This is a genomic window from Pseudomonas sp. WS 5412 (assembly GCF_012985615.1).
GTDB lineage: Bacteria > Pseudomonadota > Gammaproteobacteria > Pseudomonadales > Pseudomonadaceae > Aquipseudomonas > Aquipseudomonas shahriarae.
Genome location: NZ_JAARMB010000001.1, coordinates 548,588 through 565,466, shown reverse-complemented (window position 1 = coordinate 565,466; position 16,879 = coordinate 548,588). Strand labels below are relative to the sequence as shown.

Here is a 16,879-nt window from a genome sequence, read left to right as displayed (position 1 = left end):
CACGCCCCCTCCGACCAGGCTAATCAGGTTGGGAATGGAATATGTCGAACCGACCCCCATGATCCGTACCTTTAACGTCTCGGTCTCCTGAGTCTGCCGATGCACCACGGTCAGATCCTGCCACTCCGTTGGGACCTTAAACATTGCGCCTTGCCGTTGATCCGTATGAAACGCAGAGATTTGCGTCACGGACTCAGCCGAAATAGCAGCCCTGAGGCTGAATATGTTCAAGGACTTACACTGGGCAGGGAATGACACACAGTAACCAACACTGGGCGTTTTGTTCTCGAACTTGTTCAAGTGCGGCTGTGCAGGGTCCGGCCGAAACTCAGCATGAATGCTCATCTCCACAGCGATTGCAGGCATTGCCAGCGACGCCAGTAACACGCTGGCCGCCACCTGCGAGCCACGCCCTAGCCACTTCGCTACATTCATGCCGCTACCACTGACGGCCTCTATCTGACGGCAGCTCATATTTGTGAATCCCAGACCACTGAGACCTGGCCCGTGTAGGTGCTACCGCCTCGACTGAGCATCTGCTCGGCGTAATCTTTCTTGACCTCGAAGTGCAGGGTGCCGGGCCGCCTGTTGACGTAGAAGCCCGGATTGAACTGCTCGGTGCCGGCGCCGCTGAGCAGCAGCGGCTGGCGATTCACCGCGCTGCCGTCTTCACGGTTCAGGCCATGGGGCAGGCTGACGCTGACGTCCAGCGGCACTTCATGACCGTCCGTGGTGTTTTTCAAGGCGCAGGTGTCCCCTACGACCTGATCGCAGGCCATCTGCATCTTGAAGCGCGACGAGGCGGAAATATTGAACGTCTGGTCACGGAACAACCGTGCCGGCTTGCGCCCCTGGTTCACCCAGCCTTGCCAGCCGCCCTGGGGCACCAGTTCGACACGGTTACCGCCCGGGGGGACGTCCACCTGGAGCTGGTGTTGCACTTCCAGGGCGAAATTGAAGGTCAGTTGGTTGTCCGACGGAATCAGCACATCGCCGAAGTCATAATCTCCCCCAGGCCCCATGGTGTAGGTGAGGCTGCCAGAGTATTCACCGCTGGACATGCCTAGCGGATTGGGGGTTTTAAGCTCATAGGCATACTCGAGTTGGAACAGGCGCAACCTGGGAATATCCAGCGAGGGCTTGCGACCACAGGCGCCTGCTCCTTCAGGGACCAACCAGAAATACGTGGCAGAGGCATTGGTAAACTTAAGGTGACCAGTACTTCGGCACGGGCTCGGAGCGTTTTGCCATTGCGCATGCCATGCACGTCCAGGTTGCGCCCAAGCCGCCACCCCCGGCGGATTGGCCGCAGTCCAGACGCCACCTAGCCCGGCAATACGCATCTTTACGGTCTCGACTTCCCCGGTTCTGTTATGCGTCACCAGCACATCTCGCCACTCGGATGGCACTTTTACGTAATAGCCCTGGCGGTCATTCTCATGGTTGGCCAGGATCGGCCCGTTGGATAACGCCTCAAAGTTCCACTCCCGCAGGCTGAAGATATTCAACGCCTTGCACTGGTTTGGAATGTGAGACTCGCAAATAGAACTGATAGGCGTTGTATTACGAAACTGGTTCACAAACGGATTGCCGGGGTCCGGCGTAAACACGGCCGTGATGTCCTGGGTCAGCGCCACCGCCGTCGAACTGAACAACAACGTAGCGCCTACTCCTCCCAACTGGCAGATCAAAGTTCTGATGCGTTTCATGGTGGTCGGTAATCTCGTCATGCCACTCAACCTGCGGTCTGCTGGGTAAAGGTGGAGTCGGCCAGGGTGTCCGGCGTGCAGCGCAAATCCCCAATCATCAGCACGTCGTTTTCACTGTGCGCATTGGCGGTATCCAGGCGGAACTGGCACAGCAGCTGGTTGTTACGCCGCACCTCGAGGGTCGGCGAGCTGGCGTTCATTTCCAGGGAGAAAAACCCATCGACCTCGCTCACCCCACGGCTGGCGTGGTTGAGAATGTGGTGGCCCTTGAGCGGTTTGCCCTGAGGGTCCACCAGGCGCCCGAGCACGGTGACGGTGCGCATCACGCTGATCTTGCGATAATCCACGCCGCCCTTGTTCAGGTGGTAGGCCGTGCGCGGTGGCTGGATATTGGCCGCAGGTGCGTGGTTGCCGTCGAAGTCGAAGCTGACCGAGCTGCCCTTGTAGGCGGCGATTGGGATGAAGTTGCGCCCAGGTCGCAAGATGGTGCTGCCGCCACTCAAGTCATCGGCCCGCAGGACGATGTCGTCCACATCGCTTTCAACGTCGACAATCATCCCCGAACCGCTGCCGGCATACTGGCTGGTGAGCACCATCCGCTGCCCGCCGACGGCAAAGGTGCTGTCCAGGTTGAGGCCACCGGTCAGGTCGTTATTGAACGATGAGCGCTGCACAAAACCGTCACCATTGACCGCATCGGTCTGGAAGCTGGCCATGCCGGACAGCCCGACGCCGTAGGTGTCAACCAGGGCGGTGGCCGAAACACTTTGCAGAACATGATCCTGCAGGTCGCGGCGATAGCTCAGCGAGCCGTTGTTGTCGCGGCCACCGTCACGGGAGGTGCGTGTACCGATGCTGGCCGACCATTGTTCGCCCGGGCTGCCAAGGGCCAGGCTGACGCTCAGGTCGACCCCGCGATTGCGCTTGTCGCCGGTGCTGGAGCTGGCAGGACGGTCGAACAGCGACAGTCGCCAGTTGGCGTCATTGCCAAACAGGTGAGCCCGTTCGGTCCAGCCCAGGTCCAGCCCCAGACCTTGAACGTTGCCTTCGCTATAAGCCAACCGGGCGTTGATGGAACGCAGGTTACTCAGGCGATGGTTCACTGACAGCGACGACTGGCTGGTCTGGCCGACAAAGATATCGCGCTGGCGAATGCGGGTGCCGTCGGGCAGGGTTTCGTAGGTGTTGCGGTTATCCAGCCAACTGCGGGTGTGGTTGAGCACCACACTGCCCAGCCCGTAGTTGTAGAGGCTGTTGAAGTCGACGCCGGTGCCGTAACTATCGGTCTGGTAGATGTTGGCGTAGAGACTGGCGTTATTGGCCAGGGACCAGTCGACGGACGTGCCGTACTGCATGTTGTCCTTGACCTGGCGCCCGGACAACCCCAGTACCACTCGAGGGTGAGCCAGATAGTTGAGGGAGGCACCGGCGGTCAGGTCGCCACTGGGTTGCTCGTCCCAGTTGCTGAGCAGTTTGCTTTCTTGCCCGGCAAAGACGTTGTAGCGCCAGCGGTTGTCGAGGTTGCGCCAGTTATTGGGCTTGTACACCAACTCCTGGGTGGTGCTGGTGATCTGCCCGTCTTCCACCAGGCGCACTTCCACCTCGTAGATGCCGCCGGGCAAGGGCCGTGTGTCCAGGCTCTGCAAGCCCGTGGTAACGGCCTGGGTGTTGATCAACAGCCCGTTGCGGTAAATCTCGACCGAGGCCTGGCGATTGGCCGTGACGTAAATGGGGTAGATGCTCGGCTTGGGATTGCTGATCATCAGGCTGTCGGAGCTGCCGTACATCACGCCCACGGCGGTGTCGGGGCTCGCGCCGAATGTACGCAGTTGCCGGGTCAGGCCTTCGGCGTTAGGCGTGAAATAGCCCAGGCGCAGGAACTCACCGTGCAGTTCACGCTGGGAGTACAACGAGTACACGGCGTGGTTGAGGGCATCGTCATCCGGGCCGCCCAAGCGCGAGAACTGCATGTTCAGCACCTGGTTCCAATTGCCCAGGCTGCCGCTGGCATCCAGCCCCAGGCGTCCACCCAGGTCCTGGCCCTGGCCGCCACTGATATTCAGCTGGTTACGCACGATCAGGCCCGTGCTGCCGCCCGTGGGCAGGGAGTAGTACTTCGATTCTTGCCCTTCACGCTCGGCATTCTCGGTGAGCAATGTGAGCAGGGACTTTTCCAGGTTGTAGTGCACCGCCAGCAACTGATCCGGGCAGCCACTTTCGCAGGTCCCCAACGGCACACCCTGTTTGAGGTAGTCACCCCAGCGGTCGCGCTCGATATCCTTGATCACACTGCCTTCATGGTCAGTGAAATCCAGCAGGGTCAGGCGGTCGTCGCGGGTGAGGACAATCATCGCCTCAGAGACGAACTCCTCATCCAGTTCGACCCGTACCGCCAACGGCACATCAAAAAAATGCTCCTCGAAGTCAGCCGGTAAACCCTTGGCCTGGGACAGCAAACTTCTTGGGGTTGTGCCAGTTGCCGCGTCAGCTGCAAACGCCCCCGTACAAAACAACAAGGCGAGCGCTGCCGCGATGAAAATCATCGGGAACATGAACGGATACTCTGATTACGCACAGGGAATACTTGAATACCGATCAACCGACAGCGACTGCCTGTCGATCGGTAGGGCTAAGCAATAAGCCGATGCTTACTGATCAACAGGTCGCCTTTACGGCGCAACGCGTGGCTCGTGATCGAACACCACGGTGTAGTTGGTGGTGAACAGGCCTGCGTCGGTGTCGGCTGGCTTGGCGGCCACAACCACCATATCGGCCTGGGTGCCCGGGGTGGAGCTGGCGTCATCCACGACTTCCAGTGGCGAACCGGTCAGGGTCACGCCGTTGAAGGAAGTGGTCAGGGGGATGGAGGACGTGCCGTTGCTCAGGGATGCCGGGCCGCCTTCGATGTAGGCCTTGATCGAACCGTCAGTATTTTTTACCGCGTAGGTGGCACGGATCTGGCTCAATTGGCCAGTGACGGTGTTGTAGGACATGGTTTCATCCTTACCGAAATCCGGATCCACCGGCTGGGCGTGGAACTGTTTGGTAGGAATGGTTGCCTTGATGTTGATGACACTGGTGGCTTCACCGGCAGCAAACACGCTGGAAGAGCCGATAGCCAACAAGACCAGTGGCAGGACGAAAGCAGTTTTTTTCAGCATCGTTAAATACCTGTTGTCACTTTAAGTAAGTTAAAGATTCGACTCGATCGAAACTTCATGACGCGCCACAAGCCCAACTCCAAGTTGAGTCCTAAGACGCAAGTAAATTATCTGCCGATTCCAACTTCAGGTAAGCCAGCCATTTCCGTGTAGCGCGTAGTTATCAAACCCTCTATGCAGGCAGAAAAAATCCTGAAAACTCAATAAGTCACGTATTACCTGTCATCCCGGTAATACATGCAACATTAGTTCGGCTTACCTATATAAGACATCGTTCCGTAAGAAATGGAGTACACGAATAGCTATAGCTAAGCAGAACTTACTTTAGAGCAAAAACTCCACAACTCTATTTAAACCGACCATTTATAAATCAGCCTGTGGTGCCGGTGATAGCACCCGGGGTTGGCGCCCTACCGTTCGTCAGAAGGCATTGCTCGATCCATAAGATATATCTTACGTTATGTCTTAGACACCCACAGAGAGCATGACAATGAGAGACCATCATTCCCACCGTGAACCCGGTGACGGCCGCGACGGCTTCGAGAAACGCCCAGGCCGCGAGCGCGGTGGCCGGGGGCCCCGGGTCTTTGCCCCGGGCGATCTGAAAATCCTCCTGCCGGCGCTGATCGCCGAACAGCCGTGCCATGGCTACGACCTGATCCGCCAGATCGAAGGGCTGTTCGACGGCGCCTATAGCCCCAGCCCCGGGGTGATCTACCCCACCCTGACCTTCCTCGAAGAAAGCGAGTTGATCAGTGGCGACGCCGAGGGCGGGAAAAAACGCTACACAATCACCGACGCCGGACGTCTCTTCTTGAGTGAACAGAAAATTGCCCTGGACGGTGTGCGCATGCGCATCGACGTGAGCAAGCGTTCGCTGCGCGGCCACGACCGGCCACCCGAGATCCACGAGGCGGTGCACAACCTGCGCCATGCCTTGCAACTGCACCACGGGCGCTGGAGCCCGGAAGAAATCACGCGTGTTGCGGGGCTGCTCAACAGCACCGCCCAAGCCATTGTGGATGGCCCGGCCGTCCAACCTGTACAGGGGAAAAGTGAATGAACAAGCCCGTCATCCACCGCGTCACCCACGAGATCAAACGCCGCTGCCTGCAGGTATTGCGGGTGGTCGATATCACCCCGCGCATGCGCCGCATCACCCTGGGTGGCGAGCAACTGGCCGGGTTTATCAGCCTGGGCAGCGATGACCATATCAAGCTGCTGTTCCCGCAGAACGCCGCCGAACTGGCCGCGCTGCAAAGCCCGACCTTCACCATCAAGGGCGAGGGCCCACAACCGGCGATGCGCGACTACACACCACGGCGTTTCGACCTGGCCATCGGGGAGTTGGATATCGACTTTGTGCTGCACGGCGACGGCCCGGCGTCGACCTGGGCCGAGCAGGCTGCCGTCGGCCAACACCTGTACATCGGCGGGCCACGGGGCTCGATGATCGTGCCGGATATCTTCGACAGCTACCTGCTGATCGGCGACGAAACCGCAATCCCGGCCATTGCCCGGCGCCTGGAAGAACTGCCGGCGGGGCGCAAGGTGCTGGCAGTGATTGAAATTGCCGATGAGCACGAAAAGCAGACGCTCGACAGTGCGGCGGATGTGGAAGTGATCTGGGTGATGCGCGGGGTCGATGACCTGCTGGCCACGGTGGAGCACCTGCAGCCACCGGCCGGGGCGCTGTATGCCTGGGTGGCTACCGAGACCAAGCTGTCACGCCAGGTTCGGCGGGTGCTGCTGGATAAGCACCAGCTCAACGACGAATTCGTCAAGGCCGTGGGCTACTGGCGAGCCCAGGGCAGCGACGAAGAATAGGGCTCACTCGGTCAAAATGTGTGCGGGCTTGCCCGCGATTGCGCTGTATCAGTCGGCACATTTGCTACTGATCCACTGCAATCGCGGGCAAGCCCGCTCCCACATTAGTCCTTCGTTACCTTGGGGATCTTGTCCAGCCCCACTATCGCCAACGCCACCGCCACAAACCCCAGCAATATCCCCCCCGCATTCATAAACACCTGTGGATATCCCAAGGTGTCGACATCAATAAACGGGTACTGATACTGCCCCAGCATATGCCCGCGCAGCAGCACGTACACGAAATACAGCAACGGGTAGATCGCCCAATAGCCGATGTGCCTGAGGCGCAACGTCCCCTTGGGCACACACCGCCACCAATACCCCAGGAACAGCAGCGGCATCACATCGTGGAGCAATTCGTCGGCGATAAACTGCCAGCCCTCGGGGCTCCACAAATGCCGCAGCAGCAGGCTGTACGCCAGCCCCACCACGACGATACTCACCGCTATCCCGCTGCTGACCGCAGGCTGCAGGAAAAAGCGGCGCCCGGCTGAAGGGCGATTCACCAGTGCATAACTGAGCACCACCGCCGCCAGGGTGTTGGTCAGCACCGTGAAGAAGCTGAAGAAACTCACCAATCCACCCAACAGGCTGGCATCGGCCATCCAGCGTGAGTAGAGGACCAGGTACTGCTGGATCGCCAGGCCCGCCCAGCCGGCCAGCGCCGCTGACGCGATAAAGCGCTTCATGGGATCAGTCCAGCGGGCGTTTGGTGCGCATCAGCTTAACGTACAGGCCTTCGACTTTCTCCCGCGCCCACGGGGTCTTGCGCAAGAAGGTGAGGCTGGACTTGATGCTCGGGTCGTTCTTGAAGCAGCGGATATCAATGCGCTCGGCCAGGCCTTCCCATTCGTAATGCGCCACCAGTGCAGTGAGCACCTGTTCCAGGGTAACGCCGTGCAGGGGGTTGTTGTTCGATGCGGTCATGCCGGGCCTTTGCCAAGTAAATAAAGAGGAAGCCGCGCACCTTAGCCGAGAGGCCAGGCAGGCGGAAGCACCGTGTTCACTATAGCCGTTGAAAAAGTTCCGCTTCCCGGACGAAAAAGAGATGTTATATTGTAACCATTCATATCAAACCTTCTCTGCTTTGCCAAGGAACCCCCGATGTCCCTCTCCCCTCTCTGGCGCCTGACGCCGCTGGCCGCCGCCCTGCTGATCGGCACCCAGGCCCACGCCCTGGAACTGCAACCCCAAGTCATCACCGGCAACCCGCTGGGCAGCCAACAACTGGCCTCGCCCACCACGGTGCTGGAAGGCGATGACCTGACCCTGCAACAAAAAGGCAGCCTTGGCGAAACCCTGAACAAGCAGCCGGGGGTGTCGTCGTCGTACTTTGGCCCTGGCGCCAGCCGCCCGATCATCCGTGGCCAGGATGGCGACCGCATCCGCATCCTGCGCAACGGCGTCGGCGCGCTGGATGCCTCGTCGTTGTCTTATGACCATGCGGTGCCGCTGGACCCGGTCAATGTCGAGCGCATTGAGATCGTCCGTGGCCCGGCCGCCCTGCTCTACGGCGGCAGCGCCATCGGCGGCGTGGTCAATACCTTCGACAACCGCATCCCCACCGAAGCCATCGAAGGTATCCATGGCGCGGGCGAGTTGCGCTACGGCGGCGCCGACACCACCCGCAGCAGCGCCGGTAAGCTGGAAGCCGGCAACGGCCGCTTCGCCCTGCACCTGGATGCCAGCGCACGGCAATTCAACGACCTGAAAATCCCCGGTTACGCCCGCAGCCGCCATGCCCCGCAAAGTGAAAACGGCCCCGGCAAAAACGGCCGCCTGGGCAACAGCGATGGGCGTCAGGACAGTGGCGCAGTGGGCGGTTCCTACACTTGGGACGACGGTTACGCCGGGCTGTCCTACAGCAACTCCGACAGCAACTACGGCTCGCCCGCCGAACAGGATGTGCGCATCCGCATGCAGCAAGAGCATTACGCCTTTGCGTCCGAAATCCGCAACCTGCAAGGGCCGTTTACCTCGGTCAAACTCGACGCTGGCTACACCGATTACGAACACCGGGAAATCGAAGGCGGCGAAACCGGTACCACCTTCAAGAACAAGGGCTATGAGGCGCGCATCGAAGCACGGCACCAGCCGATGGGGCCTTTCGACGGCATCGTCGGTGCCCAGGTCAGCCGTAGCGAATTTTCCGCCCTGGGCGAGGAAGCCTTCGTACCGCAGACCGAGACCAATGCCGGCGCGCTGTTTATCCTCGAAGAAATGCAGGCCACCGAGCGCCTGAAACTGAGCCTGGGCGGGCGCCTGGAACACACCACTGTCGACCCGGACGGCAAGGGCAACGAGCGCTTTGCCAATGCCAACACCTCCAGCAGCTTCACCGCTGGCAGCCTGTCATCGGGCGCGGTGTATACCCTCACGCCCATCTGGTCGCTGGCCGCGACACTGGGCTACACCGAGCGCGCGCCGACCTTCTACGAGCTGTACGCCAACGGCGCCCACGTCGCCACCGGCACTTATGAAGTGGGCGACGCCAAGTTGTCCAAGGAAAAAGCCGTGGCCAGCGACCTGGCCCTGCGCTTTGACAATGGCACGCACAAGGGCAGTTTTGGCGTGTTCTACAGCCACTTCTCCAACTACATCGGCCTGCTGAACAGCGGTCGCACCTTGAATGACGAAGGCGAAGAAGACGCCGACGGCATCCCGGAATACACCTACTCCGGCGTACGCGCACGTTTCGTCGGCTTCGAAGCCCAGGATCACTGGAAACTTGGCGAAAGCGCCTACGGCAAATTTGCCCTGGAACTGTCGGGCGACTACACCCGCGCCACCAACCTGGAGACCGGCGAAGCCCTGCCCCGTATTGCGCCGCTGCGCCTGAACAGTGGCCTGCTGTGGGAACTGGATCGCTGGCAGGCGCGCATTGATATCGAGCATGCTGCTGGCCAGGGTCGGGTGCCGAACAACGAAAGCGGGACCGACGGCTACACCACATTGGGCGCCAGTGCCGGCTATCGCTTCAACCTGGGTGGCAGCCAGTGGCTGGCATTTGTTGACGGCGAGAACCTGACCAACCAGACCGTGCGTTATGCCAGCTCGATCCTGCGCGATATCGCACCGGCACCGGGGCGCAGCGTGCAGGTGGGCCTGCGCACGACCTTCTGACAGACAGGGATGTTCAACCTGTGGGAGCTATGTGTTGTCTAGCCAAACTCGTGCTGCAGACAAGCCCCCTTGTGGGAGCGGGCTTGCCCACGATGGCGGTGGGTCAGCCAGCCTATCCGGTGCTGACCCAACGCTATCGCAGGCAAGCCAGCTCCCACATCAAATTGTGTTGTCTAGCTAAACCCGTACTGCAAACGAGCCCCCCTGTGGGAGCGGGCTTGCCCGCGATGGCGGTGGGTCAGCCAGCCTATCCGGTGCTGACCCAACGCTATCGCAGGCAAGCCAGCTCCCACATCAAGTTGTGTGGTCTAGCCAAACCCGTGCTGTAAACGAGATCCCCTGTGGGAGTGGGCAAGCCAGCTCCCTCACTGCTTTGCGGTCTCTGTGCCGACTGTTACCAAATCCGAAATAATCCATCTTGCGATTAGCCCTTTCTCTCCCCGTGCCGGCGCTTTATCCTTGTCGGCAACAACCTGAAACGTTTCATCTGCCACCCAAAAACCTGATGCGCGCCCGCCCCGCCGGTCGCCGTTTGCGTACTAAAACCAAAAACTATTAAGACCTGCCCTTGCCTATGCCTGCTTTCCCAACACTGCGCCTGTGCGCTGCGCTGCTGCCTTTGTGCCTGATCACCTGTGCCCAGGCCGCCCCTGCCTTTGACCGCGAGTCACCGTGGATGCTGGGTGATTTCGGCGGTTCCCGGACAGCGCTGTCTCAACAAGGCTACGACTTCAAGATCGACTACACCGGCGAGATGGGCAGCAACCTGCATGGCGGCTCGGACCATGACCGCACCGCCCGCTACAGCGACCAATGGGCCTTCGGCAGCCACCTGGACCTGCAGAAGATCCTCGGCTGGCACGACGCCGAGTTCCAACTGACGATCACCGAGCGCAGTGGCAATAACATCAGCAATGACCGCATCAATGACCCACGGGTCGGCGGTTTTACCTCGTCCCAGGAAGTCTGGGGCCGTGGCCAGACCTGGCGCCTGACGCAGATGTGGTACCAGCAGAAATTCTTCGACCAAAAACTGGATATCAAAGCTGGGCGTTTTGGCGAAGGCGAAGACTTCAACAGCTTCCCCTGTGACTTCCAGAACCTGGCGTTCTGCGGCTCCCAGGTGGGCAACTGGGTCGGTGGCATCTGGTACAACTGGCCCGTGAGCCAATGGGCGCTGCGGGTCAAATACCACCTGACGCCCGAGTTGTACGCGCAGGTCGGCGCCTATGAGCAGAACCCGTCCAACCTCGATCGCGGCAATGGCTTCAAGCTCAGTGGCAGCGGCACCCAGGGCGCCCTGCTGCCGGTGGAGCTGGTGTGGACGCCAACGTTCCATGGCCTGCCGGGCGAATACCGCGCCGGTTACTACTACAGCAGCGCCAAGGCCAGCGATGTCTACAAGGACCGCCACGACCAGCCCGCCGCCGTCAGTGGCGAGGCCTATCGCAGTGCCTCCAGCAAGCACGGTGTGTGGCTGGGTGTGCAGCAGCAGGTCACCCGCCTCGCCAGCGACAACAGCCGTGGCTTGAGCGTGTTCGCCAACGCGACGATGCACGATAAGAAGACCAACGCTGTGGATAACTATGTGCAGGCCGGGGTGGTCTACAAAGGCCCGTTCGATGCCCGCGCCCAGGACGATATCGGCTTTGCCGTGGCCCGCGTGCACGTCAACCCGGCCTATCGCAAGAACGCCCAGGCCAGCAACCAGGCCCGTGCGGTCTACGACTTCGACGACGCCGCCTACCTGCCGGTGCAAGACACCGAATACAGCGCCGAGCTCTATTACGGCGTGCATGTCAGCAACTGGCTGACGGTGCGCCCGAACCTGCAATACATCCGGCATCCGGGGGCCGTTGCCCAGGTGGATGACGCGCTGGTCGGCGGGATCAAGCTGCAAGCGTCCTTCTGAATCGCAATAAACGCAATGAGACCTGAACCAAGCCCGCGCACAAACGTCATCTACAGTGAACAAGCGCGGGACTACTTTAAACGTCACGGAGAATCACACTATGAGCACTGATGGTGCTTCAAGCCCAAGCCGCCTGCTGCCCAGGCTGCTGGGGATCTTGCTGCTGATCATGGGCCTGGCCTTGTTGGCCGGGGGCATCAAGCTGAGCATGCTCGGCGGGTCGCTGTACTACCTGCTGGCCGGTATCGGCATCACTCTGACCGGCGTTCTGCTGCTGGCTACGCGCCGCGCGGCGCTGGGCCTGTACGCTGTGGTGCTGTTCGCCAGTACGGTGTGGGCTCTGTGGGAAGTCGGCCTGGACTGGTGGCAACTGGTGCCGCGCCTGGCCCTGTTGTTCGGCCTGGGCATCGTCATGCTGCTGCCGTGGTTCCGCCGTCCCCTGCTGCGCGGCCAACCCGCCCCGCTGGGCACCGGCGCGCTGAGCGTAGCCGTGGTGCTGGCCGGCGCAACCGCCGTGGCCAGCCAGTTCACCAACCCCGGTGAAATCAAGGGCCAACTGGACCGCGACGCGGTACCGGGCATGACCAATGCCGCGCCGGCCCAGGCCGATGGCGACTGGAACTCCTATGGCCGTTCGGGTTTCGGTGATCGTTACTCGCCGCTGGCGCAGATCACCCCGGAAAACGCCCACAAGCTGGTACCGGCCTGGACTTATCGCACCGGCGACCTGCCTGGCCCGGGCGACCCCGGTGAAACCACCGCGGAAAACACCCCGCTGAAAGTCAACGGCATGCTCTACGTGTGCACCCCGCACAGCCAGGTGATTGCCCTTGATCCGGACACCGGCAAGGAAATCTGGCGTTTCGACCCTAAGCTCTCGACGCAGAAAGCCGAGAACTTCAAGGGTTGGGCGCATATGACCTGCCGTGGCGTGTCGTATCACGATGACGCGGCCTACGCCGCCACCGAGCAAAGCCCGGCCACCGGCGCCGCCGCGCCAGCCGCCAATGCCTGCCCGCGCCGCATTTTCCTGCCGACCGCCGACACCCGTCTGATCGCACTGAACGCCGACACCGGCAAGATGTGTGAAGACTTCGGCGACAAAGGCCAGGTCGACCTGGGCGCCAACATCGGCACCTTCGCCCCCGGTGGTTACTACTCCACCTCGCCGCCCGCCATCACCAAGAACCTGGTGGTCATTGGCGGTCACGTCACCGATAACGTCTCCACCGACGAACCAAGCGGCGTAATCCGCGCGTTCGACGTGCACACCGGCAAGCTGGTGTGGAACTGGGACAGCGGCAACCCGGACGACACAACGCCGATTGCCGAAGGCAAGACCTACACCCGCAACTCGCCCAACATGTGGTCGATGTTCGCCGTCGATGAAAAACTCGGCATGCTCTACCTGCCGATGGGCAACCAGACCCCGGACCAGTTCGGTGGCTACCGCACCCCGGCTTCCGAGCTGCACGCTGCCGGCCTGACCGCCCTGGATATCGACACCGGTAAAGTGCGCTGGCACTACCAGTTCACCCACCATGACCTGTGGGACATGGACGTGGGCGGCCAGCCAAGCCTGATCGACATCAAGACAGCGGCCGGCGTGAAGCAAGCCGTGATGGCCTCGACCAAGCAAGGCAGCATCTACGTGCTGGACCGTGCAACGGGCGAGCCGGTGGTGCCGATCAACGAAATCCCGGTACCGCAAGGCGCAGTGGCAGGCGATCACACCTCGCCGACCCAGCCCAAGTCCGACCTCAACTTCATGCCACCGCCCCTCAAGGAACGTGACATGTGGGGCGTGACTCCGTTCGACCAAATGCTCTGCCGGATCGACTTCAAATCCCTGCGCTACGATGGCCCGTTCACCCCGCCATCGCTGCAAGGTTCGATCGTTTACCCCGGCAACTTCGGCGTGTTCGACTGGGGCGGCATCTCGGTTGATCCGGTGCGCCAGATTGCCTTCGTCAACCCAAGCTACATGGCGTTCAAGTCGACCATGATCCCGGCAGAAAAAATCGCCGCCATGGGCCCGCGTGTCAGCGAGACCGAAGGTGTGCAGCCGAACAAAGGCACGCCTTATGGCGTGGTCCTGGAAGCCATGCTCTCGCCAATGGGCCTGCCATGCCAGGCACCGGCCTGGGGTTATGTGGCCGCCGTGGACTTGACCAACAACAAGACCATCTGGATGCACAAGAACGGCACCGTGCGTGACAGCTCGCCAGTGCCCATCCCCCTGAGCATGGGTGTGCCAAGCCTGGGCGGGACCTTCACCACCGCCGGTGGCGTGTCCTTCCTCAGCGGTACCCTCGACCAGTACCTGCGTGCCTATGACGTGAAAAACGGCAAGCAACTGTGGGAAGGCCGCCTGCCTGCAGGCGCGCAAACCACCCCGATGACCTACACCGGCAAGGACGGCAAGCAGTACGTGCTGGTCGTGGCGGGCGGTCATGGTTCCCTGGGGACCAAGCAGGGTGACTATGTGATGGCGTTCAAGCTGGCGGATTAAGCGACAGCTGCAACAAAAAAACCCCGGAATTCCGGGGTTTTTTATTTGAAATACAACTCAAATGTGGGAGCTGGCTTGCCTGCGATAGCGGTGGATCCGTTGGCATATGTTGCACTGCCCCACCGCTATCGCAGGCAAGCCAGCTCCCACACAAGCCCTCTCCCATATTTTGACCGCGCCGGACCCGTCACACCGTACTGCGATCCCGGCGCATCCACATCTCAAAGGCCATGGCATTCAACGGCCGGCTGATCAGGTAGCCCTGGGCGGTGTCGCAATTCCATTGTTTGAGCAGCCTCAGGCTGGGTTCGAACTCCACCCCTTCGGCCACCACCTTGAGCCCCAGGTTGTGGCTCATCTCGATGGTCGAACGCACGATCACCGCGTCACCGCTGGTACTGTCGAGGTTGCGCACAAAGGACTGGTCGATCTTCAGCTCCTGCACCGGCAGGCGCTGCAACTGGGCCAGGGACGAGTAGCCCGTGCCGAAGTCGTCCACCGACAGGCTGATGCCACAGCCGCGCAGTTGCTCGAGGATGCGCAAGGCCTGTTCCGGGTTGTGCATGATCGCGCTTTCGGTGATCTCGAAAATCAACTGCCCGGCCAGCACCCCATGCAGTTCCAGCAGTTCGGTCACCCGCGGCGCCAGCCCTTCGTCGCCGAGGTCGTCCACCGAAATGTTCAGCGACAGCTGCACCTCCAGCCCGCGCACGCTCCACTCTGCCAACTGACGGATCGCCTCTTCGATCACCCAATGGGTCAGGCTGGCCATGCTGCCGGAGCGTTCGGCCAGGGGGATGAATTCGACGGGGGACACCAGGCCCAGGGTCGGGTGCTGCCAGCGCAACAGTGCCTCGGCCTGGCGCACGTAGCCGTGGCGCAGGTCGAGCTTGGGTTGATAGCACAGGAACAATTCGTCTTCGATGGCGGCGCGGCGCAGGTCGCGAATCAGGCTGATCTGGCGTTGATGGGCAAGGTCGCGGTCTTGTTGATAGATCTGCAGATAGCCGGGCAACGCGGCCGCATCGTGGCGCGCAATGGCCGCGCGGCTGATCAGTTCTTCGACCTGCTGGCCATCTTCGGGGTAGGCGGCAATGCCCATGCTCACTTCGTGGCGCAGTTCATCGACACCCACCCGCTGCGGCTCGGTCAACAGGCTGTACAGGCGGTCGGCGCGGGCCACGGCGCTGTCGAGCTTGGTGTTTTCCAACAGCACCAGAAATTCGCTGCCGGTAATGCGCGCCGCCGAATCCCCGGCCGCCAGGCTCGACAGCAGACAGCGGCTGGCTTCGCGCAACATTTCCTCGACCCCTTGGGGGCCAAAGCCTTCGTTGATCACCCGGTAGTTTTCAATCCCCAGGTACAGCAACACCACCGGCCGCCGCGCACTGATCGCACTGCCCAGGCGCTCCATGGCCAGGGCGCGGTTGGGCAGGCCGGTCAGCGCATCGTGCAGGGCATTGTGCGCCAATTGCCGCTCGCGCACGGCGATGCCGCTTTGCATGGCATTGAAGGCACGGGCCAGCAGGCCGAATTCATCCTTGCCGCGCACCGCCACTGGCGTGCGGTAATCCCCGCCACCAATGCGCTCGGCTGCCTGCACCAGGGCATCGAGCGGGCGCGACACGCGGCGCGCCATCAACAGCGCGCCCACCAGCGAGACCAGCAGGGCCGCGAGGGCGATGCCGAGAAATTGCCGGTCCAGCGGCGCAAAGGATTGCAGGGCCTGGTCCAGCGGGCTTTGCAGCAAGGCCATGACTTGCCCGCCATCGCCGGTGTTGGCCAGGGGCAGCACCTGGCTGAGAAAACGCTGGCCGTGAAACTCGCTTATTTGTGCCAGCGCCCTGGGGTGCGAAGCCTGTAGCGCCTCGATAATGGCCGGGCGATCGGTCACGGGCTGGGTGCTGAACAAGGCGCCCGGCTGGCCCTTGTCCACGCTCATGAACGACACCTCCAGGTTGCTCAGGGAGCGCAACTCGGCGGCAAACACCTCATCCATGGAAAAGCCCATGACCACCCGCGCAATGGGCAGCGGGTCCAGCACATCTTCCTGGACCAGCAAAAACGGCCGGCCGGCCAGGGAGACGACGAGCATATGCAGGGAATTGCGCCGAGCCTGACGCAGCGCCTCGGCGTAGGGAAAGACTTGCTGCGCCGGCACGCCAGCCAGGGTGCTGACAATGACCTGCCCATCCAGCCCCAGCACAAACACCTCGCTGGAACGGATGCCGCTGCCCTGCCGGTGCAGGGCCGCAAGGATCGCCGCCGGCTGGCCCTCAGCGACGGCACGGCGCAACTGTTCGTCCACCGTCAGCCAGTCGAGGCCGTATTGCAGGCGCCGCCCGCGCAGGTCCAGCAGGCGCTCGAACACTCGGCTGCCGGTCTCCAGTTGCACCAGGGCCTGATTTTCCACAGCCCGGGTGGTGGCCACTTTCACGGCAAAATACACCGCGCCCACCACGACCAGCAGCAGCAACGCCAACACCCCGGCCAGCCGCGCCTGGAAGGCGTGGCGCCATTTCATCCGCTTGCCTCCTGGCAGCGTGCCCACGCCCCAGCTCAAGCGCCCTTTTGTCATACGCTTCCCTCGCGA

General features: G+C 61.6%; 11 protein-coding genes. 5 read left to right on the top strand and 6 right to left on the bottom strand.

Features of this window, described 5'->3' with window-relative positions:
- Positions 1–470 precede the first annotated feature (470 nt).
- The 3 genes from HBR94_RS02665 to HBR94_RS02655 form a co-directional block, all read right to left on the bottom strand.
- Positions 471–1,730 carry a hypothetical protein gene (locus tag HBR94_RS02665; protein ID WP_225923819.1) on the bottom strand — a complete coding sequence of 420 codons (1,260 nt, stop codon included), beginning with the start codon at positions 1,728–1,730 and terminating at the stop codon, positions 471–473.
- 5 nt (positions 1,731–1,735) lie between these two features.
- Complete coding sequence (locus tag HBR94_RS02660; protein ID WP_170044098.1) at positions 1,736–4,261, bottom strand: CS1-pili formation C-terminal domain-containing protein; 2,526 nt, start codon at positions 4,259–4,261, stop codon at positions 1,736–1,738.
- Between the two features lie 117 nt (positions 4,262–4,378).
- Entirely contained in the window at positions 4,379–4,870 is a 492-nt protein-coding gene (locus HBR94_RS02655; RefSeq protein WP_170044097.1) for a CS1 type fimbrial major subunit, read from the bottom strand.
- A gap of 490 nt (positions 4,871–5,360) precedes the next feature.
- Here HBR94_RS02655 and HBR94_RS02650 point away from each other — a divergent pair, with 490 nt between their 5' ends.
- Positions 5,361–5,933: a PadR family transcriptional regulator gene (locus HBR94_RS02650; RefSeq protein WP_057958564.1), complete on the top strand. Its 573-nt coding sequence runs from the start codon at positions 5,361–5,363 to the stop codon at positions 5,931–5,933.
- Positions 5,930–6,697, top strand: a complete 768-nt coding sequence (locus HBR94_RS02645) for a siderophore-interacting protein (RefSeq protein ID WP_169959718.1) — start codon at positions 5,930–5,932, stop codon at positions 6,695–6,697. Before HBR94_RS02650 ends, HBR94_RS02645 begins: the two co-directional genes overlap by 4 nt.
- Before the next feature lie 104 nt (positions 6,698–6,801).
- Here HBR94_RS02645 and HBR94_RS02640 read toward each other — a convergent pair whose 3' ends face one another.
- Together HBR94_RS02640 and HBR94_RS02635 are read right to left on the bottom strand one after the other, a co-directional pair.
- Complete coding sequence (locus tag HBR94_RS02640) at positions 6,802–7,428, bottom strand: Pr6Pr family membrane protein (RefSeq protein WP_115128923.1); 627 nt, start codon at positions 7,426–7,428, stop codon at positions 6,802–6,804.
- A gap of 4 nt (positions 7,429–7,432) precedes the next feature.
- Positions 7,433–7,666, bottom strand: a complete 234-nt coding sequence (locus HBR94_RS02635; RefSeq protein WP_057438302.1) for a VF530 family protein — start codon at positions 7,664–7,666, stop codon at positions 7,433–7,435.
- Positions 7,667–7,843: 177 nt separating this feature from the next.
- On the opposite strand from HBR94_RS02635, the gene HBR94_RS02630 reads away from it, so the two are divergent.
- The 3 genes from HBR94_RS02630 to HBR94_RS02620 all read left to right on the top strand — a co-directional run bounded on the left by HBR94_RS02630 (position 7,844) and on the right by HBR94_RS02620 (position 14,286).
- Entirely contained in the window at positions 7,844–9,862 is a 2,019-nt protein-coding gene (locus tag HBR94_RS02630) for a TonB-dependent receptor (protein ID WP_170044096.1), read from the top strand.
- A 574-nt stretch (positions 9,863–10,436) separates the two neighbouring features.
- On the top strand, positions 10,437–11,774 hold the full coding sequence (locus HBR94_RS02625) for a carbohydrate porin (RefSeq protein ID WP_057438298.1): 1,338 nt from the start codon (positions 10,437–10,439) through the stop codon (positions 11,772–11,774).
- Positions 11,775–11,874: 100 nt separating this feature from the next.
- Positions 11,875–14,286 (top strand): glucose/quinate/shikimate family membrane-bound PQQ-dependent dehydrogenase, encoded by a 2,412-nt coding sequence (locus tag HBR94_RS02620; protein ID WP_169959719.1) that lies wholly within the window; start codon positions 11,875–11,877, stop codon positions 14,284–14,286.
- A gap of 187 nt (positions 14,287–14,473) precedes the next feature.
- Here HBR94_RS02620 and HBR94_RS02615 read toward each other — a convergent pair whose 3' ends face one another.
- The gene (locus tag HBR94_RS02615) at positions 14,474–16,810 is read right to left on the bottom strand and encodes an EAL domain-containing protein (RefSeq protein ID WP_169959720.1); all 2,337 of its coding nucleotides are present in this window, start codon (positions 16,808–16,810) and stop codon (positions 14,474–14,476) included.
- Between the last annotated feature and the right edge of the window lie 69 nt (positions 16,811–16,879).